The 26746-nt window shown below is 57.3% G+C and carries 23 protein-coding genes; 14 read left to right on the top strand and 9 right to left on the bottom strand.

All coding sequences use genetic code 11. The features are described 5' to 3' along the window. Window positions 1–27 precede the first annotated feature (27 nt). From ABDK74_RS11915 to dusB, 4 genes are read right to left on the bottom strand one after another with little or no spacing between them, the layout of a single operon-like run. A complete protein-coding gene (locus tag ABDK74_RS11915) occupies window positions 28–1440 on the bottom strand; it encodes a sigma-54 dependent transcriptional regulator (RefSeq protein ID WP_346003967.1) in 1413 nt (470 codons plus the stop codon). Beyond that, complete coding sequence (locus ABDK74_RS11910; protein ID WP_346003966.1) at window positions 1430–3829, bottom strand: PAS domain-containing sensor histidine kinase; 2400 nt, start codon at window positions 3827–3829, stop codon at window positions 1430–1432. The genes ABDK74_RS11915 and ABDK74_RS11910 overlap by 11 nt, the downstream gene beginning before the upstream one ends. Next, window positions 3826–4551, bottom strand: coding sequence for a sigma 54-interacting transcriptional regulator (locus ABDK74_RS11905; RefSeq protein ID WP_346003965.1), 726 nt, complete (start codon window positions 4549–4551; stop codon window positions 3826–3828). Before ABDK74_RS11905 ends, ABDK74_RS11910 begins: the two co-directional genes overlap by 4 nt. 15 nt (window positions 4552–4566) lie before the next feature. Next, window positions 4567–5673, bottom strand: coding sequence for a tRNA dihydrouridine synthase DusB (gene dusB / locus ABDK74_RS11900; RefSeq protein WP_346003964.1), 1107 nt, complete (start codon window positions 5671–5673; stop codon window positions 4567–4569). A gap of 134 nt (window positions 5674–5807) precedes the next feature. Here dusB and ABDK74_RS11895 point away from each other — a divergent pair, with 134 nt between their 5' ends. Next, entirely contained in the window at window positions 5808–6617 is an 810-nt protein-coding gene (locus tag ABDK74_RS11895) for an alpha/beta hydrolase (RefSeq protein WP_346003963.1), read from the top strand. 2 nt (window positions 6618–6619) lie between these two features. On the opposite strand, the gene ABDK74_RS11890 is transcribed toward ABDK74_RS11895, so the two are convergent. Then, on the bottom strand, window positions 6620–6859 hold the full coding sequence (locus ABDK74_RS11890; protein WP_346003962.1) for a hypothetical protein: 240 nt from the start codon (window positions 6857–6859) through the stop codon (window positions 6620–6622). A gap of 113 nt (window positions 6860–6972) precedes the next feature. Between ABDK74_RS11890 and ABDK74_RS11885 the strand changes: the two genes are divergently transcribed. The 3 genes from ABDK74_RS11885 (at window position 6973) to ABDK74_RS11875 (ending at window position 11221) form a co-directional block, all read left to right on the top strand. Further along, on the top strand, window positions 6973–8046 hold the full coding sequence (locus ABDK74_RS11885) for a quinone-dependent dihydroorotate dehydrogenase (protein ID WP_346003961.1): 1074 nt from the start codon (window positions 6973–6975) through the stop codon (window positions 8044–8046). Between the two features lie 246 nt (window positions 8047–8292). Next, window positions 8293–10641, top strand: a complete 2349-nt coding sequence (locus tag ABDK74_RS11880) for a DUF3772 domain-containing protein (RefSeq protein WP_346003960.1) — start codon at window positions 8293–8295, stop codon at window positions 10639–10641. 94 nt (window positions 10642–10735) lie between these two features. Beyond that, the gene (locus ABDK74_RS11875) at window positions 10736–11221 is read left to right on the top strand and encodes a hypothetical protein (RefSeq protein ID WP_346003959.1); all 486 of its coding nucleotides are present in this window, start codon (window positions 10736–10738) and stop codon (window positions 11219–11221) included. Between the two features lie 4 nt (window positions 11222–11225). On the opposite strand, the gene ABDK74_RS11870 is transcribed toward ABDK74_RS11875, so the two are convergent. From ABDK74_RS11870 to ABDK74_RS11860, 3 genes are read right to left on the bottom strand one after another with little or no spacing between them, the layout of a single operon-like run. Beyond that, the gene (locus ABDK74_RS11870; RefSeq protein WP_346004221.1) at window positions 11226–12239 is read right to left on the bottom strand and encodes a zinc-binding alcohol dehydrogenase family protein; all 1014 of its coding nucleotides are present in this window, start codon (window positions 12237–12239) and stop codon (window positions 11226–11228) included. Between the two features lie 41 nt (window positions 12240–12280). Next, a complete protein-coding gene (gene ubiM, locus ABDK74_RS11865; protein ID WP_346003958.1) occupies window positions 12281–13465 on the bottom strand; it encodes a 5-demethoxyubiquinol-8 5-hydroxylase UbiM in 1185 nt (394 codons plus the stop codon). Between the two features lie 4 nt (window positions 13466–13469). Continuing rightward, complete coding sequence (locus ABDK74_RS11860; RefSeq protein ID WP_346003957.1) at window positions 13470–14072, bottom strand: nitroreductase; 603 nt, start codon at window positions 14070–14072, stop codon at window positions 13470–13472. A 211-nt stretch (window positions 14073–14283) separates the two neighbouring features. On the opposite strand from ABDK74_RS11860, the gene hisB reads away from it, so the two are divergent. The 8 genes from hisB to ABDK74_RS11820 all read left to right on the top strand — a co-directional run bounded on the left by hisB (window position 14284) and on the right by ABDK74_RS11820 (window position 22336). Then, window positions 14284–14880, top strand: coding sequence for an imidazoleglycerol-phosphate dehydratase HisB (hisB, locus tag ABDK74_RS11855; protein WP_346003956.1), 597 nt, complete (start codon window positions 14284–14286; stop codon window positions 14878–14880). Further along, on the top strand, window positions 14877–15278 hold the full coding sequence (locus tag ABDK74_RS11850; RefSeq protein WP_346003955.1) for a hypothetical protein: 402 nt from the start codon (window positions 14877–14879) through the stop codon (window positions 15276–15278). Before hisB ends, ABDK74_RS11850 begins: the two co-directional genes overlap by 4 nt. Next, on the top strand, window positions 15263–15901 hold the full coding sequence (gene hisH, locus ABDK74_RS11845; protein WP_346003954.1) for an imidazole glycerol phosphate synthase subunit HisH: 639 nt from the start codon (window positions 15263–15265) through the stop codon (window positions 15899–15901). Before ABDK74_RS11850 ends, hisH begins: the two co-directional genes overlap by 16 nt. Next, window positions 15898–17256, top strand: a complete 1359-nt coding sequence (gene hisA / locus ABDK74_RS11840; RefSeq protein WP_346003953.1) for a 1-(5-phosphoribosyl)-5-[(5-phosphoribosylamino)methylideneamino]imidazole-4-carboxamide isomerase — start codon at window positions 15898–15900, stop codon at window positions 17254–17256. The genes hisH and hisA overlap by 4 nt, the downstream gene beginning before the upstream one ends. Beyond that, window positions 17250–18011 (top strand): imidazole glycerol phosphate synthase subunit HisF, encoded by a 762-nt coding sequence (hisF, locus tag ABDK74_RS11835; protein ID WP_346003952.1) that lies wholly within the window; start codon window positions 17250–17252, stop codon window positions 18009–18011. The genes hisA and hisF overlap by 7 nt, the downstream gene beginning before the upstream one ends. A gap of 4 nt (window positions 18012–18015) precedes the next feature. Further along, window positions 18016–18417 carry a phosphoribosyl-ATP diphosphatase gene (locus ABDK74_RS11830; protein ID WP_346003951.1) on the top strand — a complete coding sequence of 134 codons (402 nt, stop codon included), beginning with the start codon at window positions 18016–18018 and terminating at the stop codon, window positions 18415–18417. Between the two features lie 14 nt (window positions 18418–18431). Next, on the top strand, window positions 18432–18779 hold the full coding sequence (locus tag ABDK74_RS11825; protein WP_346003950.1) for a histidine triad nucleotide-binding protein: 348 nt from the start codon (window positions 18432–18434) through the stop codon (window positions 18777–18779). A 677-nt stretch (window positions 18780–19456) separates the two neighbouring features. Beyond that, window positions 19457–22336 carry a TonB-dependent receptor plug domain-containing protein gene (locus ABDK74_RS11820; RefSeq protein ID WP_346003949.1) on the top strand — a complete coding sequence of 960 codons (2880 nt, stop codon included), beginning with the start codon at window positions 19457–19459 and terminating at the stop codon, window positions 22334–22336. Window positions 22337–22435: 99 nt separating this feature from the next. Here ABDK74_RS11820 and pgm read toward each other — a convergent pair whose 3' ends face one another. Then, entirely contained in the window at window positions 22436–24082 is a 1647-nt protein-coding gene (gene pgm / locus ABDK74_RS11815; RefSeq protein WP_346003948.1) for a phosphoglucomutase (alpha-D-glucose-1,6-bisphosphate-dependent), read from the bottom strand. A gap of 544 nt (window positions 24083–24626) precedes the next feature. On the opposite strand from pgm, the gene ABDK74_RS11810 reads away from it, so the two are divergent. Together ABDK74_RS11810 and ABDK74_RS11805 are read left to right on the top strand one after the other, a co-directional pair. After that, window positions 24627–25610 (top strand): DUF1852 domain-containing protein, encoded by a 984-nt coding sequence (locus ABDK74_RS11810; RefSeq protein ID WP_346003947.1) that lies wholly within the window; start codon window positions 24627–24629, stop codon window positions 25608–25610. A 30-nt stretch (window positions 25611–25640) separates the two neighbouring features. Then, the gene (locus ABDK74_RS11805; RefSeq protein WP_346003946.1) at window positions 25641–26669 is read left to right on the top strand and encodes a methionine synthase; all 1029 of its coding nucleotides are present in this window, start codon (window positions 25641–25643) and stop codon (window positions 26667–26669) included. The last annotated feature ends 77 nt before the right edge of the window (window positions 26670–26746 follow it).

The raw sequence follows: 26746 nt of genomic DNA, 5'->3' as shown, positions 1-26746 counted from the left end.
AAAGAGCAGGAAAACCGGCAGGTCATCTCAGCCACTCACAGGTGTGGACGACGCGGACGCACGGTCTTCATTGGTCGTCACGCCAAGCTGCTTGAGTTTGCGATGCAACGCACTGCGCTCCATGCAGACGAAGCTGGCCGTACGGCTGATATTACCGCCAAAGCGCATGAGCTGTACCTGAAGATACTGCGTCTCAAACAGGTCCCGCGCCTCACGCAGTGGCAGGCTCATGACATCCGCCCCCGAATTGAGGCGCGTCATGGACGGTGCACCCTGACTGATGGTGGAGGGGAGCATGTCTGCCCGGATCGGATCGTTCCCCGTCCCCGGCATCATGATCAGCAACCGCTCCATCAGGTTGCGCAACTCCCGCACATTGCCCGGCCACTCATAGGATTGCAGCGCGGCAAGAGCGTCCACAGACAGTTCCCGGACCGGCAGACCCGAAGACTCGGCGCACCGGTCAAGGAAATGCCGGGCGAGACCCGGAATATCTTCGCGCCGTTCCCGCAGGGACGGAATGCGCAGCGGCACGACCGCAAGCCGGTAATACAGATCTTCCCGGAACCGGTGTGCGGCAATTTCGGACTGGAGATCGCGGTTGGTGGTGGCGATGACGCGGATATCCACTTTCACCCGCGTATTGCCGCCCAGACGCTCAAAGGTCTGATCCTGAAGTGCGCGGACGATCTTGCCCTGCGTTTCAGGGGGCATATCCGCGACTTCATCGAGCAGGAGCGTTCCGCGATGGGCGCGCTCCAGCACGCCGCGACGCATCGGCTGGCCGTCTTCGCCCTCAAGACCGAACAGCTCCTCTTCGAAGCGGTTGGGCGCGAGCGTCGCACAGTTCAGGGCGATGAACGGACCTTCCGCACGGCGGGAGCGCGCATGGATCATTCGCGCTGCCACTTCCTTGCCTGCGCCGGCCGGACCGCTGATCAGCACACGGGAGTTAGTAGGGGCGACACGTTCGATCTGGGCACGGATGGCCGAAATGACGGCACCCTCTCCCGAAAGGGTGGTTTCCGGCCCTGCTCGCAGACGCAGCTCCGCATTTTCCCGCCGCAGGCGCGCTGCTTCCAGTGCGCGACGCACCACCACCAGAAGCCGGTCCGACTGGAACGGTTTCTCGATGAAGTCATAGGCACCCAGCTTAAGACTGGACACTGCCGTCTCGATGGTTCCGTGGCCCGAAATCATGAGCGTCGGCAGGCCGGGCTCCTCGGTCTGGAAAATCTTGAGCAGTTCGATTCCATCCAGCCGGGAACCCTGAAGCCAGATATCCAGAATCGCCAGCGATGGACGATGCGCGCGGAACAGCTCAAGCGCCTGATCCGAGTTGGCGGCTGTCCGGGTTCTGTAGCCCTCATCGTTCAGAATACCTTCGATGAGGAACCGGATGTCCGGTTCGTCATCGACGATCAGGATCTCATGTTCCATCTGCTGTCCTCATGGTCTGAAGGTCCGTTTCACCCGGGATATGGCTCTCCTGCTCCCACAACGGCAGAGACAGGGTGACGCGCGTTCCCCGCTGCCCGGATGTCGGGCCACGGGAAAGGTCTGGTTCCCGATCAGTGAGCTGAAGCATCCCGGAATGGTCCTCCATGATCTTCTTGACGATCGCAAGGCCGAGGCCGGTGCCCTTCGCCTTGTGGGTTACATAAGGCTCGGTCAGCCGGTGGCGTTCCACCGTCGGCAGGCCGATCCCGTCATCTTCTATGTCTAGCAGGACATGCCCGCCGCGAATGTGCAAGCCCACCACAATGTGTCCTATTGGCTGCACTGCCTGTCCTGCGGGTTGTCCGGAGGTATTTTCTCCCGGTTTTCCGCGGTCTGCCATGCTGATGGCATCTGCTGCATTCTGTAGCAGGTTTGTCAGCGCCTGACCGATAAGCCGCCGGTCACACCGCACGATTGGCCCTGATGGCGGCAGTCCGGTCGTCTCGAACACGATTTCGGGATGGGCATTTCTCTGGAGCACCAGCGCTTCCCGACACAGCCGCGAGAAGTCCTCCGGCTGCATGACGGGCTGTGGCATCCGCGCAAAGGCGGAGAACTCGTCAACCATCCGCCCGATATCGCCCACCTGTCGCACGATCGTATCGACAAGCTGCGTATAGGTTTCGGGGTCAGAGTGGATTTCCTTGAGGAAGCGGCGTTTCAGACGCTCTGCGGCTAACTGGATCGGAGTCAGCGGATTTTTGATCTCATGCGCCACGCGCCGGGCCACATCTGCCCAGGCAGCCTTGCGCTGGGCGGACTGGAGATCCGTGATGTCGTCGAAGGTCACGACATAGCCCGCAACATCCTGGCCGCGCAGTTCCGCCACGACCCGCACGAGAAGCGTGCGCCCCGCACCCGCACCCGCACCCTCACCCGGACCGCCGGGACGCTGCGCGCCCTCGGTATCGACCTGAATTTCGGCCGTATGGACGCGCTCTGGCGCCATGCGCGCAGCCTCCAGCAGGGCGGAGAACTCCGGCACCCGCTCCGTCAATTTTCGGCCAATGGCGGGCTGCAGATCACGCTGGAGCACACTGGAGGCCGCGCGATTCGGCAATTCGATCACCTGCGCGCGGTCCAGTCCGATCACGCCTGCCGAAACACCAGCAAGTACCGTCTCGGTGAAACGGCGGCGTTCGTTGATCTGGTCGTAGGCCTGCATCAACTCGGACCGCTGGCTTTCGAGCTGGTCCGTCATGCTGTTGAACGCACGGGACAGCCCAGTCACTTCGTCATCCTTGTCCTGCCCTGCGTTTTCGGGAACAGGAACCCGAACCTCCAGATCCCCTTTGGAAATCCTTTGGGCCGCCAGAATGAGAAGACCCAGCGGATTGGCAATCCGGTTTGCCAGCGCCAGTCCAGTCAGCATTCCCACTGCCAGAACCAGCAGGCCCATCAGTGCGAAAATGACCGCGAACAGGACCTGCGTCTTACCACGATTGGCAATCAGCCGTTGATAATCCGCAACCAGCGTGTCCGTCCGGCGCATGTGTTCCACCACATCCGGATCGACCGGACGGGTGATGACCAGCATGAGCCCCGAATTGCCGCCCAGCGCGACCACGGCCCGCACCCTGCGCTGATCCGGACGATCAAGGATGACAGCCTCGCCGTGCCGGGCCAGCTCCACGACCGATTTCGGTGGGAGTGGCGGGGCCGTCGACATGTCTGCATCGCTGCCCAGAAGGCCGCCAACGGCCAGCACTTTGGAGGTCAGCGGATCAAACACTTCCGCATCCGTCAGGCCACGTTCCGTGACTTCGTCGTCCAGAAATTCCTGAAGACGCGCCGGGTCGTGAAATAGGTCGGTCCCGCGCGAGAAAAGCTCGTCGTTCTGGACCGTAATCAGCGTGTTTGCGAGCGCGAAGGCTTCGGTACGGGCGTTATCATTATGCTCCTGCAGGTAACCAACCGCGACCGACCGCGCCTCCGTCAGGGCATCATTCACACGGTTGGAAAACCAGATTTCCACGCCGTAATGGAAAAATAGCGTTGCCACCGCACCCACGACGATGGTCGGGGCCACCGCCACGATTCCGAACAGCGTAATAAGCCGCACATGCAGACGCGCGCCTGCCAGACCAAGCCTGCGTTCAGCCACCATCCGCCCGATCTGCACCACGGCAGCCGCGGCAATCAGCATGAGCGTGATGAAATCGAGCAGGAAGACGATCGCCTGAACCTGCGGGCGATGCGCCAGAGACATGCCGCCTGACAGCACCACGAACGTGGCGAAGGCCAGCACCAGCGCCAGAACCGTCAGAAGAACCGCCCCATTGGCACTGGTCAGCCTTGCAAACAGGCGCCTCAGGGAAGGGAATTTCACTCGTCGATGCCTTTCGGGATCGTGATGTCCAGTTCGCGGATGCGTTTGCGCAGGGTGTTGCGGTTCACCCCCAGAATGGCGGCGGCGCGCAACTGGTTGCCGCAGGTCCGGCGCAGAACCATCGTAATCAGCGGCCGTTCGACTTCCCCCACCACACAGGCGTGCAGATCGCCCGCGCCGTTTTCCAGATCACCCTCAAGATATTCAGACAAAGGCCGTTCCAGCGCCCTTTCCAGCCCACGGGGACGCGCCGTGCCCGTGCCTGCGGCCAGACGACAGACCGCGCTGATCCGCTCCGGTCCCATCCGTTGTGCGGAGGGCAGCGCTGACAGCCACTGATGCAGTCCAGCCGCTAACCCTCCCTGCCGCAGGAGCAGGAGCGGATCGTGACGGCTTCCGGCAATAACGCGCAGATCCGTTTGCGCAAGACAGTCCACGAAGCGATCCTGCATCGTGGGGCACAGACAGTCGATCTCATCCAGCAGAAGGGTCCCGCCCTGGGCCTGCTGGATCCAGCCCGCCTCGGCGTTGCCGAACAGCGCCGCTTCGCGCAGGGCGCGCGGTGTAGCGGTCAGGGTGGCAACCACAAAGGGGCGCTGCGCGCGCGGGCTGTGACCGTGCAGTCTGCGGGCCACGTCCTGCCGATCCAGCCGGGAGGCTCCGTAAAGGAAAACCGGATGACAGCCCTGCTCGACCAGACCGGATACGGACGCTTCCGTCATGAACGGCGCATGATCTCAGGCCGCCTCACGCGTGCCGTCGCGGCTCAGACTGCCTGCTGGTCCGGCTTCGCGGTTCCGCACAACACCGGCTTCGATATGACGGTCATAGAAGCCTTCAAGCAGCGCGATGGCTTCAGCGGCGTTATCGACATTATTGATCGTGGAGCGGAACGTCGCAGATCCCGGCAGACCGGCGGAATACCAGGAGACATGTTTGCGCGCGAGCCGCAGTCCTGGACGTTCGCCGAAATGATCGAGCATCATGCGGTAATGACGCAGGGCGATCTCCTTTTCGGTCGCCAGATCAGGGTCCGGCACATCCTCGCCCGTCCGCAGGGACTGCGCCACCTGCGCCGTGAACCACGGGCGGCCATAGCAGCCGCGCCCGATCATGACGCCATCGGCCTGAGACTGATGCAGCGCCTCACGCGCATCGCGGATGGTGTTGATGTCGCCATTGACGATGACCGGCAGCGACACCGCGTCCTTCACCGTTTTGACGAAACGCCAGTCCGCCGTCCCATTATAGAACATCTGCCGGGTGCGACCGTGAACGGTCACAAGCCGGATTCCGCTCTCTTCCGCAATTTTTGCCAGACGCGGCGCATTGAGGGAGTTGTGGTCCCAGCCCATGCGCATTTTGAGTGTGACCGGCACATTCACGGCCCGTGCCGTTGCTTCCAGCAGCTTTCCGGCCAGAACCTCGTCCCGCATCAGCGCGGAGCCAGCCATCTGCCCGATTGCGACTTTCTTCACCGGACAGCCGAAATTGATGTCGATGAGGTTCGCGCCCCCATCGACCGAAATCTTCGCCGCCTGCGCCATCGCCTCGGGGTCACAGCCCGCAAGCTGGACCGCATTGGGCCCGCGCTCGGCCATCCGAGCCATGCGCATGGTGTTTTCGTTCTCACGGATCATCGCCCAAGAGGCGATCATTTCCGACACGACCAGCCCTGCCCCAAGATCGCGCGCAAGCTGACGGAACGGCAGATCCGTAACACCCGAAAGCGGGGCAAGGATCACCGGGTCCTCGATCACCACGCCCTGCCCCAGATCAATGGGTTTCAGAACACGGTTCGGAGCGGCGGTTTCAAATGGATCAGAAGAAGGAGAAGCAGTCATGGCCCAGTCAATTTACCGCCCCACTCTCGCAAGCGCAAACGCTCCTTTGAACGCAACCCGCCCTACGGTCCGCGCGCTATGTTCTGTGACAGTTTCTGCACTCTAACCCGCCCAGCGCTTTCATGGAGAAGAGCATGCCGCATATCACGACCAGTGACGGAATCCGTATCCATTACGAGGAGCAGGGGCACGGCCGGCCCCTCGTAATGATTCATGGCTGGACGTTCTCGGGACGCTTCTTTCATCGCAACATCGGCCCGATCTCCGAGCAGGCCCGCGTCATCACCATGGATTTGCGCGGCCATGGACGTTCGGAAAAACCGTCACACGGTTACAGGATCGCACGTCTGGCCGCCGATCTGCGGGACCTGTTGGTGGCGCTGAACCTGCGGGATGTCACGGTTCTGGGGTGGTCGATCGGCTGTCCGGTCATCTGGTCGTATCTGGAACTGTTCGGAACCGAGCGCATCCGCAATGCCATTTTCGTTCAACAGACCCCGAAACAGTATTATTCTTCCGACTGGAAGCTCGGTCACTCTGACTGTTACGATCAGGCCGGTCTGACGGCCGTGCAGCAGCAACTGACCCTTACCCCGGACGACTTCGACAGGGCCAATCTGGAAAACTGTGTCTGTCATCCGCTTGCGGAAGAGGAAAAGGCCTTCCTGCTTCGGGAAATGGCGCAGAGCCCCCATCACGCCCGCAGCGCCATGATGGCCGATCATACCACGCAGGACTGGCGCGATATCCTGCCGCGCTTCACGCTCCCAGCCTTGATGATGGTGGCCCGAAAAGACACGATACTGAACCCCGCAGGCCCTGCCTGGGTCGCACAGAACATGCCCAACTGCACGGGCATGGACTTCGAAGACAGTGCTCACATGGTTTTTCTGGACGAAACTGAAAAGTTCAACCGTGCCGTTCTGGAGTTTCTGAAAACCTGACCTCAGCCCGTTGGGCCGATTTCTTCACTGTGCCGCTTCAAACCATCTTGTGTGATTACGAAACGCCCGTCATCGCGCAGTTGGGACAGTCCCAAGCTCTGCAGCCGCTCCAGACAAGGCTGATCTTTCAGACCTGTCGGGCGGCCTGTGGCGGCACAGAGCAGAAGCCGGTGCAACGTCGAGCGACAGCACGTCTCCAGATAAGGCTCGTCATAGGATTCAGAAGCGGGGGCATCGGACATGAGTTCGCGTCTATCGTGTCCCTGCGTTACCGCCAAGATAAAACGCCACCAGACATCACCCAAAGCTGTGAGGTGGATGCTTCACAGCACGGATTAGGCTATGGAAACGACTCATGATCGATCTCGGAACGCTCGTCACCCCGCTTCTGCACCGCTTCGACACCGAAACGGCACATGAACTCGCCATTCACTCTCTCGCTCTTGGCCTCGGTGGTCAGGCTCCGAAAGATGTGCCGGCTCTCTCGACCCGCGCACTCGGCCTGCGCTTTCCCAACCCGATCGGCCTGGCTGCCGGGTTCGACAAGGATGCCCGCGCCATTCGCCCGCTCGCAAAGCTGGGCTTCGGGCATATCGAGGCCGGAACTGTGACGCCCCGCCCCCAGCCCGGCAATCCGGGCCCGCGCCTGTTCCGGCTGGTTGAGGACGGTGCGATCATCAATCGCATGGGTTTCAATGGCTGCGGCGTAAACCGCTTCTGCAGACGCCTCGCCCGTCTGCACCGCCCGATGCCCAATGGCAGGATGCGCGGCCCGACCGTTCCGCTGGGTGTAAATATCGGCATCAACAAGACCGGATCCGACCCATTACGGGATTATCCGGAACTCGTGGCTCGCGTGCGGCCGTATGCCGACTACATCACAATGAACCTGTCGTCGCCCAACACGCCGGGCCTGCGTGATCTTCAGTCGGCAGCCATGCTGAAAGAACTTCTCGCGGCCATCAACACGCGCAATCCCGAGCGGCCACCCCTGCTGATCAAGCTCGCACCGGATCTGGATGACAGTTCCTACGAGCCGATCCTTGAGGCTGCCATCGACGGAGGTGCGCAGGGCCTGATCCTGACCAACACGACCATAGCCCGCCCAGCCACCCTGCGCGATCCGGCAGCCCGCGAAACCGGCGGCCTGTCCGGGCGTCCTCTGGCGGCCCGTTCGCGGGATGTGCTGCGGATTGTCTCGGCGCTGAACAAGGGTCGACTGGCACTGATTTCCTGCGGCGGCATTGAAACTGGCGAAGACATTCTTGCCCGCATCCGCATGGGCGCAGACATGGTGCAGATCTATTCGTCTTTCGTGCTGCAGGGACCCGGCATCCTGAGTCGCCTGAAACAGGAACTGCTTGAGGCTATGCGTCGCGACGGCTTTGAGTCGATTGCAGACGCTCATGGCGTTGACTGGCAGGACTGATCTGCCAGCAGGATTACACGGAGTACTTTTCGGAGTTCAGGGCACCTTTCCAGTTTTGGAAAAGATGCCTTTTTCGTATCCGTGCCTCCGTGGCAATCGAACCCTTGTCCCTGCAAACCGTTGAAAACCCACCAAGACACTGAACGGAATACACACCGCATGACCAAACGGCCTGCCGCGCGCGCCTCTAGATCTTTAAGCAGACAGCGTTCCGGAGCCGTTTGTAGGCATGGCCTGAGTGTTTTTATGCTTTCCGTTGGGCTGCTATTTGCAGGATTGCTTCCCCCGGGGGCGTTCGCTGCTCCACAAGCCGTCACGCCCCAGACAAATACGGTCTCTTCCAAACCTGCGCCGAAAGACACAGGGAAAGATTCGCCGCGTGACCCCGCAAGTTCCGGCCTTGGCTGGACTGCGGTCTCTGCCGCTATCGGGCGTCAACTCGACGATAACGTCACGGCCCTGCAACAAGTCTTTGCTACTCTGAACCGTAAAGACGGCAATACGGGAAATAGCGAGCTCGAAAGCCTGTCGTCCCGAATCCAGAAAGTCCAGCAGAGCACTCAGGACGCGGTCACGCAAATCCAGTCCTATGACAACATCATTGAGTCTTTCCTGAAGATCCTCGGTCCAAATGCCGTGGAAAACGAAGACGCCTCCGTCACTGCACAGCGCCAGCAGATGCAGCAGAATGCCCGGTCTGTGAAATCAGCCCTGATACGAGCCAAGCTCTATAATCTTCAGGCACAGCAACTTAACACGGCCATCAATACCCGCCGCTCACGACTGCAACAGGCGGCATTGTCTGAACACACGGTTTCTCCATTGGCTCCACGCTTTTGGAACACGCTCCTGACCGAGCGTGCCGAGAACCGTTTTTCGCTTCATGCGGGCGGCGTTCTGGCAGACTGGCTCTATCTCCTGATCGGCTGCGCCATCACGTTCGTAACCATTGGTTTCAGTTCGCCGCTGATGCTGCGTCTGCTCAAACGCTGTGGCGCCCATTTCCGTCCCGCTACCGAGGACAGCGTCAAGGAGGTTCTCTCTGCCAGCATCATTGCCATCACGCTTAATGGCGCGCTGGAAGCCCTGATCGCCACGCTGACATGGTTCATCTGGGCTGCGGCAGTGCTGCCTGATGGCGGCGGCCCCATCGGTTCCGTCATTGGTGAGACTATCCCCGTCTGCGGCTTCATCATCGGCGCCGGACTGCCGGTTTTCGGACGCAGCGGCGTTCTGGCACAAGGCAACCCGGGCGAGCGTAAGGCACTTCGGGGGGTGGACTGGATTCTGGCCATCAGCATTCTTCTGCTGGATCTGCTGCGAGCCTTTCAGGCTCAGGATGCTTTCGGTCAGACACTTCAGCTTCTGTTGGAAATCGCGTTCTCAATTGCCATCGGTCTATGCGCTGTAGATACATTCCGCAGGCTGGGAAACCAGAACGATACACGCGGCTTCGCCCCGTCTGCATTGGGTGTGTCCAGCTTGATTCTGGCCATAACAGTTATTTCCATCCTGCTGGGCTATGTGGCCTTTGCCTTCACGCTCAACGGCTGGTTGCTGTCGTTGGGAACGGGCGTAGCCATTGTGGCGCTCCTGGGGTTATGCTGGCGCGACGTGCTGGAACGGTTGTTTTCAGAAGGGGGCTTCTTCAGTCGGCGCCTGATTCAGCTTGGACTACCGCAACGTCGTCTGTCCCAGATCGGGGTCATCCTTTCCGGGCTTGGAAACATCCTGCTGCTTTTGTTGTTGTTTTCCATCGCCCAGACGGATGGCAACTTCAGCGTAACAGACATCACCAGCCGCTTCTGGTTGCTGTTCGTCGGCAATACCATCCACGGTGTAAAGATCTCGCTCGACACAGTCGTTCTGGTCATCGTGCTGGCCGTGGTCGCCTATTACGCTATCCGCCAGACCCGGATGTGGATCAGAGACCGGTTTTTCCCCACCACCCGTCTCGACATCGGCAGCCGTACGTCGATCCTCAGCATCTTCACCTATTGCTCGTGGATTCTCGTCGGTCTCGGCATCCTGTCCATCTCCGGGGTATCCGTACAAAACCTGACCTGGGTGGTCAGCGCCCTCTCGGTCGGTATCGGTTTTGGTCTGCAATCCATCGTGCAGAACTTCGTCTCCGGCGTTATTCTCATGGCTGAGCGACCGGTGCGCGTTGGAGACATGGTCGAGATCGCCGGGACGCGGGGGGATATCAAACGCATCAGCATCCGCGCGACCGATATTGGGCTGAGCGACGGTTCGACCATGATTGTTCCGAACTCCCAGTTCATCACGACGAGCGTCAAAAACGCCACGCTGAGTGGGGCGACGGGAACTCTCAACCTGACATTTCAGGTTCCGGTGGCGACGCATCCGGAAAAAGCGAAATCCATGTTGCTCGAAGTTGCAGCACATCGCGATGAAGTCCTTGCAACACCTGCACCCAAAGTCCGGGTCAGTGCCATTACGGCAGACAGTCTGATTGTGACCCTGAGTGTTGCCCTCACCTCCGCCCGGGACGCCAGCAGCGTGCAGGATGCCATTCTTTTCGACGTCTTCCGCCGGTTCCGTTCCGAAGGCATCGCCATCACGACAGCCTGATTAAAAATATACCGCAGGACTCCGCGAAATGCTCGATTTCCGGAGGCCCTGCTCTTAAGGTCAAGACCGTTCCGCAAGGACAGGATCCAGACCGATGCCATCCCCGACACATCTTTCCGGCCAGAAAACAATCGGTCAGGTTCTCCACCTGCCCGTACGCTCCAAAACCCTCTCCATAGCAGAAGCCGCAGTCCATCTGGGGCTGCCGGAACGCAGAATGAAGCTGCTGACCCTCCTCGGCACAGGACCGGCACGGACCCAAACTCCAGATAGGAAGATCGCATATCGTCGCGAAGATCTGGAACTCTATCTCATCGCACTACACGAAAAAGCTGACATTTCTGGAACGGAAATGACACGCCGTCGTGCGCAGGCGGCCGCTAACCGTCAGCGCGCGCTGGAACTGATACAGATCGGCAGCAAAACCGGTTTCCCTGACCCGGACCCCTTCATGATGCTGGCAACCGGCGCGGATGCCCGCCATCACGCCTGCTTTTTTGTCATCAAGGTGATGGCGCTATTCGGGCTGATCATGCTCTGTATTTCGTCAACACCGCTACTACGGGCGCATTTCAACTAACGTGTTATTCAAAGCCGCAAAGCACGACTTTTCCAATACCCTTACCGCTTTCAAGCAGTTCATGAGCTTTCCGCAGATTGGCAATGCCAATCGGTTCCAGCACCTCATGCAGCGTGGTTTTCAGAAGGCCAGCTTCCACAAGCGAAGCAATCTGTCCCAGAATGCGCCCCTGAACAGCCATATCCGGCGTCTCGAACATCGGGCGGGCAAACATATATTCCCAATGCACCGAAAGAGATTTGCGCTTGAAAGGCATGATGTCAAATTCGCCCGGATCGTCGATTAAGGCCAACGCGCCCTGCGGAGCGAGAGAGCGCACAATCGCATCCCGGTGCTCACCCGAGGCCGTAAGCCCCGCAACATAACGCACCTGAGGGATTCCGATCCGCGCCAGTTCCTGATCGAGCGGCCTGCGATGATCGATAACATGATGGGCCCCCATCTCATGGCACCAATCCGTGGTTTCGGGGCGCGAGGCTGTAGCAATAACCGTCAGTCCCGTCAGACGGCGCGCGATCTGCGTCAGGATCGACCCTACACCTCCCGCTCCGCCAATGATCAAAAGCGCGTCGGGATTATCCATCTCACCCAATCGCACACCCAGTCGGTCAAACAACAGTTCCCAAGCCGTCAGGGCCGTCAGAGGGAGTGCTGCGGCTTCGACATCCGAAAGCGTTTTCGGAGCCAGCGCAATCAGACGTTCATCGACGGCCTGAAACCGTGCATCACTTCCTTGCCGCTGCGCGCTTCCCGCATAGAATACCCGGTCTCCCGCCCGAAAGCCGCGCACCTGACCGCCCGTCGCAACGATCGTACCGACTGCATCGTATCCCAACACGCGCGGCTCGCCATCCGGCGTGTCCATCGAACGCAGTTTTGTATCAACGGGATTAACCGAAACCGCACGGATCTCCACGATCACATCCCGAGGCCCCGGAACAGGCGTCGGAATATCCAGTTCGACCAGAGCATCCGCTTCGTCCATGCGGGTCCCGCGTCGATGTCCGAAAGCCTTCACGGTCATTCCCTTTCAATCCGGAAACCGAACCGTCAGATGCCTTAGCCCTGACGATCCATCAGCATGTTCGTTACAGCCGCTTTGAAGGGCAGTAGCCGATTGGCCACAGCCAACCCTGCCCGACGCGCCATCAGGAACGGTGCTTCATCACGGGTATAGACGGTCGCAATGGCATTGGTGGCCGCAAAGAGCGGCGCGGTCGCCAGACGATGCGTACGTTCGAAACGCGACAGAACGGAGGGATCGCCCGCATCGCCCGGCCCGTCCGCAATCGCCCGCGCCAGAACTTCCTGTCCCTTGAGTCCCAGATTGAACCCATGCGCCGTAATCGGGTGCATTCCCACAGCCGCATCCCCGATCAGCGCCAAGCGCGGCGCCTGAAAGCGATGCGCATAAACGGCCTTGAGTGGATAGACACAACGCGCGCTCTCCAGCGTCATCGGCCCCATACGCCCCTGCGTGCGGGCGGTGATATCTTCGCTGAACGCCTTGCCGTCGAGCGTCTTGAGACGCGCGATCTCGTCCGGCTCCAGCGTCAGAACCAGCGATGAACAGGACCCCGGCCGATCATCTGCTGCGACCGGCAGAAGAGCGATCGTCTGTCCTTCATCGAACCACTGAAGCGCCGTATTGGCATGCGGTTCGGGGTGCCGCATCCGGCAAACCATGATGTTGCGCTGGAAATCGTGTACGATGGCACCGATTCCGGCTTCAGTCCGCAGGCGCGAAAAACGTCCGTCCGCCGCAATCAGCAGATCAGCCTCAAGACGCTCGCCATTAGCCAGAACGACGCCTGCCGACCGCGTATCGTGCCATGAGCTGGCAATGCCCTCTCCAGCCTTGATGTCCACACTCGGCGTCCTCGAAACCACGCGATACAGCGCCCGCCGGATCAGATGGTTCGCCACCATATGCCCCAGCGCATCGGGGCCATTAGCGGGCGCATCGAACAGAAGGGGCGGATTTCCGGTCTTTCCGGTCTCAATCCGGGCCGTATACATTGGACAGATGCTGCCAGCCGGGATTTCGTCCCAAGCTCCGACGGCCTTCAGCCATTCCGATGCATGATGTGTCAGGGCGATTTCCCGCCCGTCAAAGGGCGGATCAGCCAACACGTCCAGCGATGAGCGTTCGACCAGGCAGACCTTCCGCCCGTCCCGCGCCAGTGAGAGGGCCGCCGCCAGCCCGACCGGACCACCACCCGCGATAATGACGTCGTAACGCATCAGTTCAGCCGGCATCCGCGGCGAACTTGATGGAATCTCCCTTCCAGACCGCCATGTAATCGTCGATTTCGGGACGCTTGCGCTCATCGGAATGCTTCGCGGGCGTTCCGACGAACAGGAAACCGGCGAGACGATGCGGCTCGGGCAGCCCCAGAGCTGTCAGCAGGATACGGTCGTCACAGAACGGACCCGTTACCCACATACCGCCGAAACCCGATGCGTGCAGCGCATTCAGAACATTCATCGCTCCTGCGGCCACAGCCATTTCCTGCTCGATGACGGGAATTTTCCCTTCCGGCTGAAGATGCATGCCCAGTGCGATAATCATCGGCATATTGGAAAAGCGATGATGACGCTTGGTTTTCTTGGCTTCAGGCGCATCGGGCTCCTGCCGCCCCATCGCTTCCACTACGAGATCGGCGAAGGCCTCGCGATGCTTGCCTTTGATCACCGTGTAGCGCCAGGGCCGCATTTTCCCGTGATCTGGCGCCCGCAGGCCAGCAGAGAGAATGGTGCGGAGATCATCCCCCTTCGGCGGAGGCTCGACGAGATGGTCCGTCGAGGCGCGGGAGAGAAGGACGTCGAGGGGAGAATGATGATGTGCCATAATCAGGAAATATGGGCCGATCTTTCTTCCTCGCCAAGGGCAATTTCCTGACACGGCCCACTTCAAGGAAACGTGACGTGCTTTCGCACCGTCTCCTTCGTGAATGCCCCGTCCCCAATCCGGCTTTTTCTTTCTGCGTCCGTACGGATTTTGTACGCATCTTAGCCGGATAGCGTGGAAATCCGCGCCATGCTGGTGTAGCAGAGAGGTCATGAACGACATCCGCCACGCCAGCCTGCATCGCGCCACCAGCGAAACCGACATCACCCTTGCCCTCACGCTCGACGGCGAAGGCCGTTCCGACGTAGACAGCGGCATCGGCTTTTTCGATCACATGCTGACGGCGCTGGCCAAACATGGCGGCTTCAACCTTGACCTGAAGGCCAAGGGAGACCTGCATATCGACGGGCATCATACTGTCGAGGATGTCGGCATCGTTTTCGGACAGGCCTTTCGTCAGGCCATCGGAGACAAGCGTGGGATCGAGCGTTTCGGCCATGCGCTTGTCCCGCTGGACGAAGCCCTGTGTGAAGCCGTGGTGGATATTTCCGGCCGCCCTTATCTCGCGTGGAATGTCGTCTTCCCGCGGGAGAAGATCGGCACGATGGATACGGAACTGTTCGAAGAGTTTTTCCGCGCCTTCGCCATGTCCGCCCATATCGCCCTGCATCTGACCTGCAAGGCCGGCACCAATGCGCATCATATTGCCGAAAGCGGCTTCAAGGCCGTTGCCCGCGCGTTGAAAGTTGCCGTTTCGCAAGATCCGCGCTCGGCGGGCGCCATTCCTTCCACCAAAGGCGTGCTGTGAAGCTTTATATTCCCTGCATAAAGCCCGATGCTCCCGGACCGCAGATCCCCGTGATGGTGCAGGACGGCTTTTCATGGCGCGTCCTGTTTTTCGGCTGGTTTGGCCTGCTGACCTATGGCGCGTGGATTTCCGCCCTTCTGGCTGCCGCCGTCACCATGATCGTGCTGCATGTCCTGAAAGGGTTCTGGCCCCGGCTTGATCTGGTCGTAGCCATTCACGCCGTCCTCGCCAGCTTCACGGCTGAGATCCGGCTGTGGGAACAACGCCTGAACGGCCGCGTTCCCGGCACCCCCATCGCCGCACCCAGCCGGGACATCGCACTCCTGCGCTGGATGGACCAGCAGCAATACGCCCCTTCCTACGGCACATCTCCGGAGTTTCCATGCGCGTCGTCGTAATTGACTACAATGGCGGAAATCTCGCCTCGGCCGCACAGGCAGCCCGCAAGGCCGCGACACGCAAGGGGATCGAAGCCGACGTCGTCATTTCCCGCGACGCAGACGACATCCTCACCGCAGACCGACTGATCCTCCCCGGTCAGGGCGCATTCGCGGACTGCGCGCAGGGCCTTGGCCCCGAACTGCGCAACATGCTTGAAACCGCAACCGCCAATGGCACCCCGTTTCTCGGCATCTGCGTCGGTATGCAGCTCATGAGCAAATATGGCCTCGAGCATGGCCGCACCGAAGGTCTGGGCTGGATTTCCGGTAATATCCGCCGCATGGATGAAGCCGCCAGTGCTGGCCTGCGCCTGCCCCATATGGGCTGGAACACGCTGGATTTCACACCCGGCGCTCATCTGCTGACGGACGGCCTCACACCCGGCAATCACGGTTATTTCGTTCACTCCTATGCCCTGCATGATGGCGCGGACAGCGATCTGGTCGCCACCGCGCAGTACGGCACGCAGGTTCCGGCCATCGTTGCCCGCGGGAACCGCTGCGGCACGCAGTTCCACGTCGAAAAAAGCCAGGATGTCGGCCTGACTATCCTCGGCAACTTCCTGCGGTGGACTTCATGACGATCACCTGCGAACGGGTCGTCTCGTCGCTGTCGCCTGAAGATCTGGACGCCCTGATCGAGGCCACATCGGCGGGTATTCTGGACGGTGGAGGCTTCGGCTGGCTTCAGCCTCCCGGCCATCAGGCACTGGCGCGCTATTTCGAAGGCCTGCTGCTCGTGCCGGAACGCAACCTGTATGTCGTGCGTGACAATGGCACGATCTGCGGTGCGGGGCAGCTTGTCCGTCCGCCTGTAAGTTATGAAGCCCATGCGGCGACCGCCAACCTGACCGGCTTTTTCGTGGCGCCCTACGCCCGCGGGCGCGGTCTGGGACGTGTACTTCTGGAAACCATGCTCAAAGGCGCAAAAGCCATTGGCTGCAAGGTTGTAAACTGCGACATCCGCGAAACGCATGTCGCCGCTATCGGGCTGTTCCGGTCATTCGAGTTCGAACACTGGGGCACGCATCCTTATTATGCACGGATCGGAGGGCAGACGGTGCGCGGACTTTTTCTCTCAAAACTTCTGGCAAACGAGAACGAGGCCGCCCGCTGGCAGTCCAGCATCGCCATGCCTGACACCAGCAGTTCCGCATCCAGCGCGGCGTCCGAACCAGAAGCCCAGACTGCGACACACGGACTGACGCTTTATCCCGCCATCGACCTCAAGGACGGTGCCTGCGTCCGCCTGCGGCGCGGCGAAATGGAAGACGCCACTCATTATTCCGACGATCCCGGTGCCCAGGCCCGCATGTTCGCCGAAGCCGGATGTCGTCACATCCATGTCGTGGACCTGAACGGTGCCTTTGCAGGCCGTTCGACCAATATTCCGGCGATCGAATCAATTGTGAAGGCCACCAGCCTTCCCGTACAACTCGGCGGTGGCATCCGGGATATGGCCGCGATTGAACGCTGGCTCGAAGCCGGTGTCTCACGCGTCATTCTAGGTTCCGTGGCCGTCAAGGACCCCGAATTGGTTCGTCAGGCCGCCCGCGCCTTTCCGGGACGCATCGTGGCGGGCATTGACGCGCGACAGGGTCGGGTCGCTACCGAAGGCTGGGCCGAAGTTTCAGAGCTGGAAGCCAACGATCTGGCACTGCGCATGGAAGATGCCGGTGTTGCCGCCGTGATCTTCACCGAAATCACCCGTGACGGCATGTTGGCTGGGCTCGACCTCGAACAGACCGCAGATATGGCGCGCCGCCTGTCCATTCCGGTCATCGCCAGCGGCGGTGTCGGAACTCTGGAGCATCTCAAAGCCCTGCGCGACGTCGCTCGCGACGTTCCGGGCATTTCCGGCGCGATCGTCGGACGCGCGCTCTATGACGGTCGTATCGCACTCAAAGACGCACTGGACGTCCTCGGGTCATGCTGAAACTCCGCGTCATCCCCTGCCTGGACGTCAAGGACGGTCGCGTCGTCAAAGGGGTGAACTTCGTCTCCCTGCGCGACGCGGGCGATCCGGTCGAACAGGCCAAACTTTACGACGCCGCCGGTGCCGACGAACTCACCTTTCTGGACATCACTGCCAGCGTCGAAAACCGGGACACCATTCTCGACGTCGTTCGCCGCACGGCCGAAGCCATCTGCCTGCCCCTGACCGTGGGCGGTGGTGTGCGCACCTGCGAAGACATGCGTCGTCTGCTACTGGCCGGAGCTGACAAATGCGCCGTCAACTCGGCTGCCATCAAAAACCCGGACCTGATCCGTGAGGCCTCCGAACGTTTCGGCAGCCAGTGCATCGTCGTTGCCATCGATGCGCGCTCCAATGGTCAGGGTGGATGGGAAGTCTATGCCAAGGGCGGCCGTGAACCCACAGGGCTGGATGTCGTGGAATGGGCGCGGAAAATGCAGGATCTGGGTGCGGGCGAAATCCTGCTAACCAGCATGGACCGCGACGGCACCCGCGCAGGCTTTGACCTCGATCTGCTGCGCGCGGTCTGCAACGCCGTAACTGTTCCGGTTGTTGCCTCGGGCGGCGTGGGCGAATTAAAGCACTTCGTGGAGGGAGCGGAAGTCGGCGCAAGTGGCCTTCTGGCGGCCAGTGTGTTCCACTTCGGCCAGTTCCGGATTGATGAAGTCAAGAACGCGCTGAACAAGGCCGGTCTGCCGGTCAGGCTTGGAGAATAAGATCATGGGAAAACCCGCCACCAAACCGGCTCCGAAGCCTTCAAAGCAGCAGGATGACAAGAAGTCTGACCTTCTAAAGGAACAGATTCTCCAGCGCCTGTACGACACGGTTCAGTCCCGTCGCGGCACCGACCCATCCCTCAGCCATTCCGCACGTCTGATGTCCCGCGGCCGCAACAAGATCGCCCAGAAATTCGGTGAGGAAGCGGTCGAATGTCTGATTGAAGCCGTCAACGGCAACCGCAAGGAACTGATCGGCGAAAGCGCGGATGTTCTCTATCATCTGATCGTCATGTGGGTGGACGCAGGCGTCTCGCCTGAAGACGTCTGGACAGAACTCAAGCGCCGCGAAGGTACCAGTGGCATTGCCGAAAAAGCTGCGCGCCCCAAAGAAAAGATCGGCTGAACAGGAACCTGCCCATGGCCTACGATCCCAACAACATCTTTGCCCGCATCCTGCGTAAGGAAATCCCCGCGCGCACGGTCTATGAAGACGACTTTGCCCTCGCCTTCCACGATATCGCTCCCAAGGCGCCGATCCATGTTCTGGTCATCCCAAAAGGCCCTTACATCTCCATCGCTGATTTCGGAGAAACAGCTTCTCCCGAAGAAATCACCGGTTTCTGGCGGGCTGTTTCGAAAATCGCAGAGGAACAGGGTCTGACCCACGATGGCTTTCGCCTCATCAGCAATTCAGGCCCCAATTCCGGACAGGAAGTTCCTCATTTCCACGTCCACCTCTTCGGCGGCACCTTTCTAGGCGTCTAAATCCAGATTGTGCAGACCTACATATTGGTATGTCGCGATCCTGTTCAGAGTCCTTAGCCGTTATCCAGAGATGTAAGACGGTCACGAAGCCATTGAGGTGCATTCAGTGATTTCGTGGCCGTCGTGATGACAGCGTCTGGATAGTTGCACCCTCGGCCGACCAACCCTTCAAATACAAAGTATTGCACCAGCCGGTTAAAGCGGCAAAACACGCGGCCATTCGTCAGACACAATAAATAATCAACAAAAAACCGAGAAACCAATCAGAAGTATCGACAATAGGTACTCAAGGTTTTTCAGAAAAATACCAGCACAAAGTTTATCATATCGCCAATCATATATAAAATAGATTATTGATAATTATTTTATATATTGAAATACACAATAATTTTCTCAAAAATTATATTTATAATAATTTATATTTTTGAACCCATCTCAAATATTGAACAAAAATATTTTTATAATAATTGATCGTATGTTTTCAATTTATCAGAATATTCAAAATCGATTTGGACACTCTACACCATCAAATATCGTGAAGAGTACCAAATTAATACAAAATATCATCACAAAACGTTAAATGAAACAAAACATTAACAAGAGAAATACTCAGAAACCAGTAAACGTCCCGCGCAGCGAGAGCAGATCTCTGTTTATTCCAATTCAAGGCTTTACGAATGTCTTTCTCAAGTCGGTCTTTCGCGCTTGCGCTTTCGGTTTCCGTTCCATGTCTTGTGCCCAGTTTTGCTTCCGCCCAAGATTCCCAGAACGTTTTTTCCCTTCCTGCACAGTCTCTGACGTCTGCCCTGACAGCTTTTAGCAGACAGACCGGGGTCTCTGTTGCATTCGACGCCAATGTGACGAATAGCCTGCGATCTTCTCCGCTCTATGGCAAGATGGACAACCTGAAGGCCCTTCGCAAATTACTCGGAAAGAATGCTTTAAAAGTTAATGCATCAAATCCGAAACATATTACGCTACGTACGGCCTCTTCCAAGAAATCGGCTGACGCTGAAGCCGACATGGTGGATAACCTGACTGTAAAAGGAAGCCGACACGAGCTTCGGACAAAACGAAATTTTGCGGGTGTTGTTGACTCCATTACCTATGATGACACCTCCAACCTTGGTGGGGCCACGTCCATCGCCCAGTTACTGACTCAGCTTCCAGGTGTTACGGGCATCCGCAATGGTGACGAACCGCGCTATATCAGTGTACGCGGCGTTTCGGCGGATCTCAATCAAACAACCTTGGATGGCATGACGCTAGCGAGCATCAGCGACGGCGGCAGCATTCGTCGGCGCGTCAATATGCAAAATATCCCGGCTGAAATGACGGGAGAAGACGATATTTACAAGACTTTTACTGCAGAACAGGATGGCGGTGCCATCGGTGCGGTCATTAACATGAACCCTCGCAGTGCGTTTGATCATGAGGGATTTTACAAATACGTCAATGCCTACGGCATTTATGGAACCGAAAAAGGGTCAGCCGGCGCCAACAGGATACCCGGCATGTCGCCACATCTGGGACAGGGCGCCAAGGCTGTTTTTTCCGATCGGTTTGGAAAGCATAAAGAATTCGGCATTATATCGTCGTTCCGGTACCAAAAACGCACCCGGAACACGACCAAGAAGTGGCAGGAAGACAGCTACAATTATTATAACACCAAAGGTAAAATCCTAAGCCCGAACGATCCGAGCACACCCGGGTGGAACGGCATGACTGCCCCCCGCTACGTTGACGGCGGAAGTTATTCCAATGATCTAAATTCTTTGGGTGGAGCTACACGTCTCGAATGGCATCCCGAAAATAGCGGATTCAGTGCATCTGTTATGGGTTATGCTTACGAGAGGTGGGAAAACTCCTTCATGGAGCATAACGAATACCTGCTTGACGATTCTGGCATCTGGAACCAGACTCCCACTTCTGGACGTGAATACATCTATCGTGCCCGTACGATCGGCCGAAAAGATAACTGGCAGATGAATACCAATGGTGTTCTTGGCAATTTAAGCTGGCACGATAATATCTCAACGCTGAAATTACGCGCCGGATACACATGGGAAGATTATTATGATCACGAACCCTATGTAACCGCCAGAGCTTACCCCAAGGAGACAGCAAAAGGCGCTGTATATGCCGATTATACTATAGACAAAAATAATGTCGCCGATCTTGTCAATATCATTGATATGAACAAGCTCCTCAATAGCGGTTACGCATTCCAGACAGTTCAGCAGGAATACGACCGTGATCATGAGGGCGTCACAAACGTTCGCCTTGATTACACCCGTAATCTTAACCCGGATTCCCATGGATTTGGATTTGCGAGCGGTTTTGAATGGCGTAGCCTTAATGCCACGAACTCGTCAGATCAGCTCTGGTACAAACCCGGTGGCAACGCGGCCTCCAGTATGTTTATTCCGAACATGCGGAACCCGAACGGACCGTTTTTCGATCTCGCCAATTTCCCATGGGACAAACAGACGCTTGATACGGCCAAATCCAATAATTACACACAATTGGCGTATTTCCGGTATCAGGAACAGCTATTTGATGGCTATGTCTCGCTGCACTACAAGTGGCGGAACTCACAGCTCATAGCTGGCGTTCGAGCTGACTCGGTAAATTTCAATTCATTTATTCCAGGAACTGACAGCTCATCGAACCCGACAGGGAAAATTGAGAAGAACCGGGGTGGTTATATCAACCCACTCCCTTCAGTAACATTCGTGCATGAGTTTCCTAAGAACCTGATACTTCATGCTGTCTACAGCCAATCTGTTGGACGCCCTCAGCCCACGGACCTGGCACGCGCAGCACAATATAGCTGTGGCGACTCTCAGAATACTCAGCCCGGAGATATCAATTGTTCACTGTCACGCGGCAACCCTAACCTGATGCCTCGTAAAGCACAGAACTTCGATATTTCTCTTGATAAATTCTTTGATCGCGGAAAAGGCGTCTTTAGCGTCGCTTACTTCGATAAGATGATCAAACACGATATTTACACGACAAGATCTACTCAGATCATCAATGATGAACTCACCTATGTCACACAGCCGCGGAATGCCAACAACTCATCCCTGATGGGTGTTGAAGTGTCGGTGGTCGATCGCAGTATCAAGGGGCCCTGGAGACAGTCTTTTGATATCAATGCCAGTGGCACGTGGATGCGTGGTCGGATGACGTACCAAGGCGTCAATGTTTCTTACAAGCTGAAGCAACTGACCGAACAGCCTTCATATGTTTTCAACGGCAGCGTGACATGGCACATCCCGCAGATCCGCGGTGCAGTCAAAGCGTCCTTTTCGTACTCCGCGAAGTATCTTGAAGGCCTGAATGACGATCCGACGCAGATGTACGGTTACGGGTCTCAGCCAAGTCTTGATATTGGAGCCTGGAACGACATTACAGACGATCTTCGCCTGAAATACGAAGTGTACAATCTCGCAGGCTCACATACCCGGATGTATTACGGCCAGAACCTTAACCGTCTGGGAGCAAAAGAGAATTATGGCCGCAGCATCTATTTTGAGCTTGTCTATAATTAACAGAAAGCCACGTCGTCAGGAGATAAAATATTTCCTGACGACATGATTTTGCACAGTAATGAGATTACCCCCGGAGTGCACTCCGGGGGTAATCTCATTTCAGGCAGCGAATACTTTTGAAATGGCGTCCTGTGCTTCCTGCTGAATGGCCCGCAGGTGATCAGGGCTGACGAAGCTTTCCGCGTAGATCTTGTAAACATCTTCCGTACCGGACGGGCGTGCGGCGAACCAGCCGTTTTCGGTGACGACTTTCAGTCCGCCGATCGGCGCATCATTACCCGGCGCGCGGGTCAGTTTACTAATGATCTTGTCACCGGCCAGTGTTTCCAACGGGAACTGTTCGGGTGTGAGTTTACTGAGCTTTGCTTTCTGCTCTGGATTTGCAGGAGCATCGATGCGCTCATAATAGGGCGTGCCCAGGCGATCGATGATCTCGTGATAATGAGCGCTGGGGTTCTTGCCGGTCTTGGCTGTAATTTCAGCGGCCAGCAGACCCAGAATGAGGCCATCCTTATCCGTGGTCCAGACCGAGCCATCGCGGCGCAGGAACGTGGCGCCTGCGCTTTCCTCACCACCGAAACCCAGCGATCCATCCATCAGACCGGGTACAAACCACTTCAGGCCGACCGGTACTTCAACCAGTTTGCGCCTCATCTCGGCTGCCACGCGGTCGATCAGGCCACTGCTGACGAGCGTCTTGCCAATGCCAAGTTCCGGGCTCCAGTCCGGGCGGTTCTGGAACAGGTAGGAAATCGCCACGGCAAGATAATGATTGGGGTTCATCAGGCCATCGGGCATGGCGACGATGCCGTGGCGATCCGCGTCCGTATCATTGGCGAAGGCAACGTCGAAGCGGTCTCCCATTTCAATCAGGCGTGCCATGGCATAGGGGGAAGAACAGTCCATGCGGATCTGCCCGTCCCAATCGGCCGTCATGAAGGAGAATGTTGGGTCCACCACATCGCTGACGACGGTAGCGTTAAGGCCGTATCGGTCGATGATGGGTTTCCAGTATGCGACGGCTGCTCCCCCCAGAGGATCGATGCCGATCTTCACGCCCGCGTCCCGAATGGCCTTCATGTCGATGACGGAATCCAGATCATTCACGTAAGGCGTGATGAAATCGTAGCCCTTGATGCAGGCTTCCTGCTGGGCCTGTTCATAAGGCAGGCGTTTGACGTCTTTCAGGTCGTTGGCGAGAAATTCATTGGCCATGTCCTGAATGGCTTTGGTGATGGAGGTATCGGCTGGACCGCCATTGGTCGGGTTGTACTTGAACCCGCCATCTGCCGGAGGATTGTGCGACGGCGTGATCACCACGCCGTCGGCGAGGTCCGTGGTGCGGCCCTTGTTGTAGGTCAGGATGGCATGGGAGATGACCGGGGTAGGCGTATAGCCGTCATGTTCGTCAATCCGCACGTCAATGCCATGAGCGGCAAATACCTCGATGGCGGATTTCTGTGCCGGACCAGAGAGCGCGTGGCTGTCCATCCCGATAAAGAGCGGCCCATCAATTCCTTCGGCTTTGCGATAACGACAGATGGCCTCGCAGATGGCGAGGATGTGGTTCTCGTTGAAACTGGTGTGGAGCGAGGAGCCGCGATGGCCCGAGGTTCCGAACGATACACGCTGCGTGGAGACGGCCGGATCGGGTTTGCGATCATAATAGGCTGCGATCAGAGCGGGGATATCGGTGAGCTGGGAAGCGGAAAGTGTTTTTCCTGCCAGAGGACTGAGATGGGCCATAGCTTCAGAGATCCTTGCATCCACGTTGAGACATTGCCGTTTGTCGACGGCCATAACGCATGAACGCCCTATCCGGGCGCGTCGTTCAGGCAGGAGAACGTGTATCGGGATCGATGTCCAGAGAGATGCGTTCATTTCATGAAGATTAAATGCCGCTACAATTCATGAAAATTCATCGTGAATGCAGAACTGTTACGACGAGGCAAATCACAGACTCAATTTTTGATCAATTCTGACAGTACTCATGAACGACCCTGCCTGAGTTTGCGGATTTAAAAAATATACCCGACACCTTAGTTTTGTGAAGCATTTCTCACTTCTAGGTGGGACCATCATGCGGTGAGATACTCCTCATATGAATAAATTTCATGGATCAATGAAATAAAATCATTTTTTCTCACACACTCTCTCAGGCATAACGTCTTCCAACGCGTCTCAATTCAATCAGTATAAAAACTGCTTAATCAAAGATGTGGACAAATAAAATTCTCAACAGATTTAAATAATAATCTGGAGGATTCTGCCCAAGCGAGGGGAAACAGGAATGTCTGCCGAATTTACGTTCTCTATCAAGAAAACCCGGTTTGATGAAGACTATACACCTTCGGACGACACGCGCCTGACAACCAATTTTGCTAATCTCGCCAGAGGTGAGCACCGGCGGGAAAATCTGCAGAAAGTCCTGCAGATGATCGATAACCGTTTCAATTCCCTCGCACACTGGGACAATCCGAAAGCGGACCGCTATTCTGTCGAGCTCGATATCATTTCCATCGAAATGAATATCAATGCCAGTACGAAGCAGGACGTCTTTCCCCTCATAGAAATTCTCAACACGACTATTGTTGATAAAATTAAAAACGAGCGAATCCCGGGCCTCTCCGGAAACAGTTTTTCTTCCTATGTTCGCGATTATGATTTCAGCGTTCTGCTTCTGGATTACAATCAGGGCCGTTCAGAGTTTCAGGTTCCCGATCATTACGGGGATCTTCATGGCAATCTGTTCAAGTCAGCGATCCGTTCGGCGGCTTACAAGGCGCTGAATGGCAAAATGCCCGTCATCTGCCTGAGCGTTTCCAGCAACCGGACCTATCATAAAACTGCAAATTATCATCCGGTTCTGGGAAACGAATATGAGCAGCGGGAATTTTCTCTGACCGATCAGTATTTTGGGAAAATGGGCATGAAGGTGCGGTATTTCATGCCTTCCAATGCAACTGCCCCGCTAGCCTTCTATTTCACCGGGGATCTTCTTTCAGATTACTCCAATCTGGAACTGATTAGCACGATCAGTACGATGGAATCTTTTCAACGCGTTTACCGGCCCGAAATCTACAATGCCAATTCTCCGGCGCCTGCCTTCTATCAGCCGAGCCTGAAGCATCAGGATTATTCACTGACCCGCATCGTTTACGATCGTGAGGAACGCAGCAGGCTGGCCGTTGAACAGGGCAAGTTCACAGAAGAACGCTTCATCAAGCCGTATCATGATCTGCTTGAGCAGTGGTCTGCTCAAACCCCCGTCTGATCCATCAAAAACACCAAGGCCGAAATCATCATGAAAACACTTCTCCCGACCTCGACCGCCGGCAGCCTGCCGAAGCCTTCATGGCTCGCAAAACCGGAAACCCTCTGGTCTCCCTGGAAACTGGAGGGTGAAGAACTGGTCGAAGGCAAGCAGGATGCCCTGCGCCTGACGCTGGACAATCAGGACCGTGCCGGCATCGATATCGTCAGCGACGGCGAACAGACACGTCAGCATTTCGTCACGACGTTCATCGAGCATCTGAGTGGCGTCGATTTCGAGAACCGCCAGACCGTCAAAATCCGCAATCGCTACGACGCAAGCGTTCCTTCCGTCGTGGGCGCAGTGTCGCGCGAAAAGCCCGTCTTTGTCGAAGATGCCAAGTTCCTGCGCAGCCTTACGAAGAAGCCGATCAAATGGGCCCTCCCCGGCCCCATGACCATGATCGATACGCTGCATGACGCACATTACAAGAGCCGTGAAAAACTGGCTTGGGAATTTGCCCGTATCCTGAACCAGGAAGCTCGCGAACTTGAAGCGGCTGGCGTCGATATTATTCAGTTCGACGAACCTGCCTTCAACGTTTTCTTCGATGAAGTGAATGACTGGGGCATTGCGACGCTGGAAAAGGCGATTGAAGGCCTGAAATGCGAAACGGCCGTTCATATCTGCTACGGTTACGGCATCAAGGCGAATATCGACTGGAAGAACACTCTGGGCTCGGAGTGGAGACAGTATGAGGAAATTTTCCCCAAGCTACAGCGGTCAAACATCGACCTGATCTCGCTGGAATGCCAGAACTCGCGCGTTCCAATGGATCTTATCGAACTTATCCGCGGCAAAAAAGTGATGGTCGGCGCCATCGACGTGGCGACCAGCACCGTTGAAACACCAGAAGACGTTGCCAACACGTTGCGAAAAGCTCTTCAGTTCGTCGATGCGGACAAGCTGTATCCTTCGACCAATTGTGGAATGACACCGCTGTCCCGGCAGGTCGCCACGGGCAAGCTCAATGCACTGAGTGCAGGTGCAGCAATCGTTCGGAAAGAACTTTCGGCCTAAGTACCCGATCCCACAATTCATCAGATTGAGTTGAGGATGAACGGTTCAGAGTGCTGACCTGTCATCCAGAATTATAA

This window comes from Gluconobacter sp. OJB, assembly GCF_039638275.1.
Lineage (GTDB): Bacteria > Pseudomonadota > Alphaproteobacteria > Acetobacterales > Acetobacteraceae > Gluconobacter > Gluconobacter cerevisiae.
Note: the sequence above shows the minus strand (reverse complement) of the source record. Positions and strands in the feature narration are given on the sequence as shown.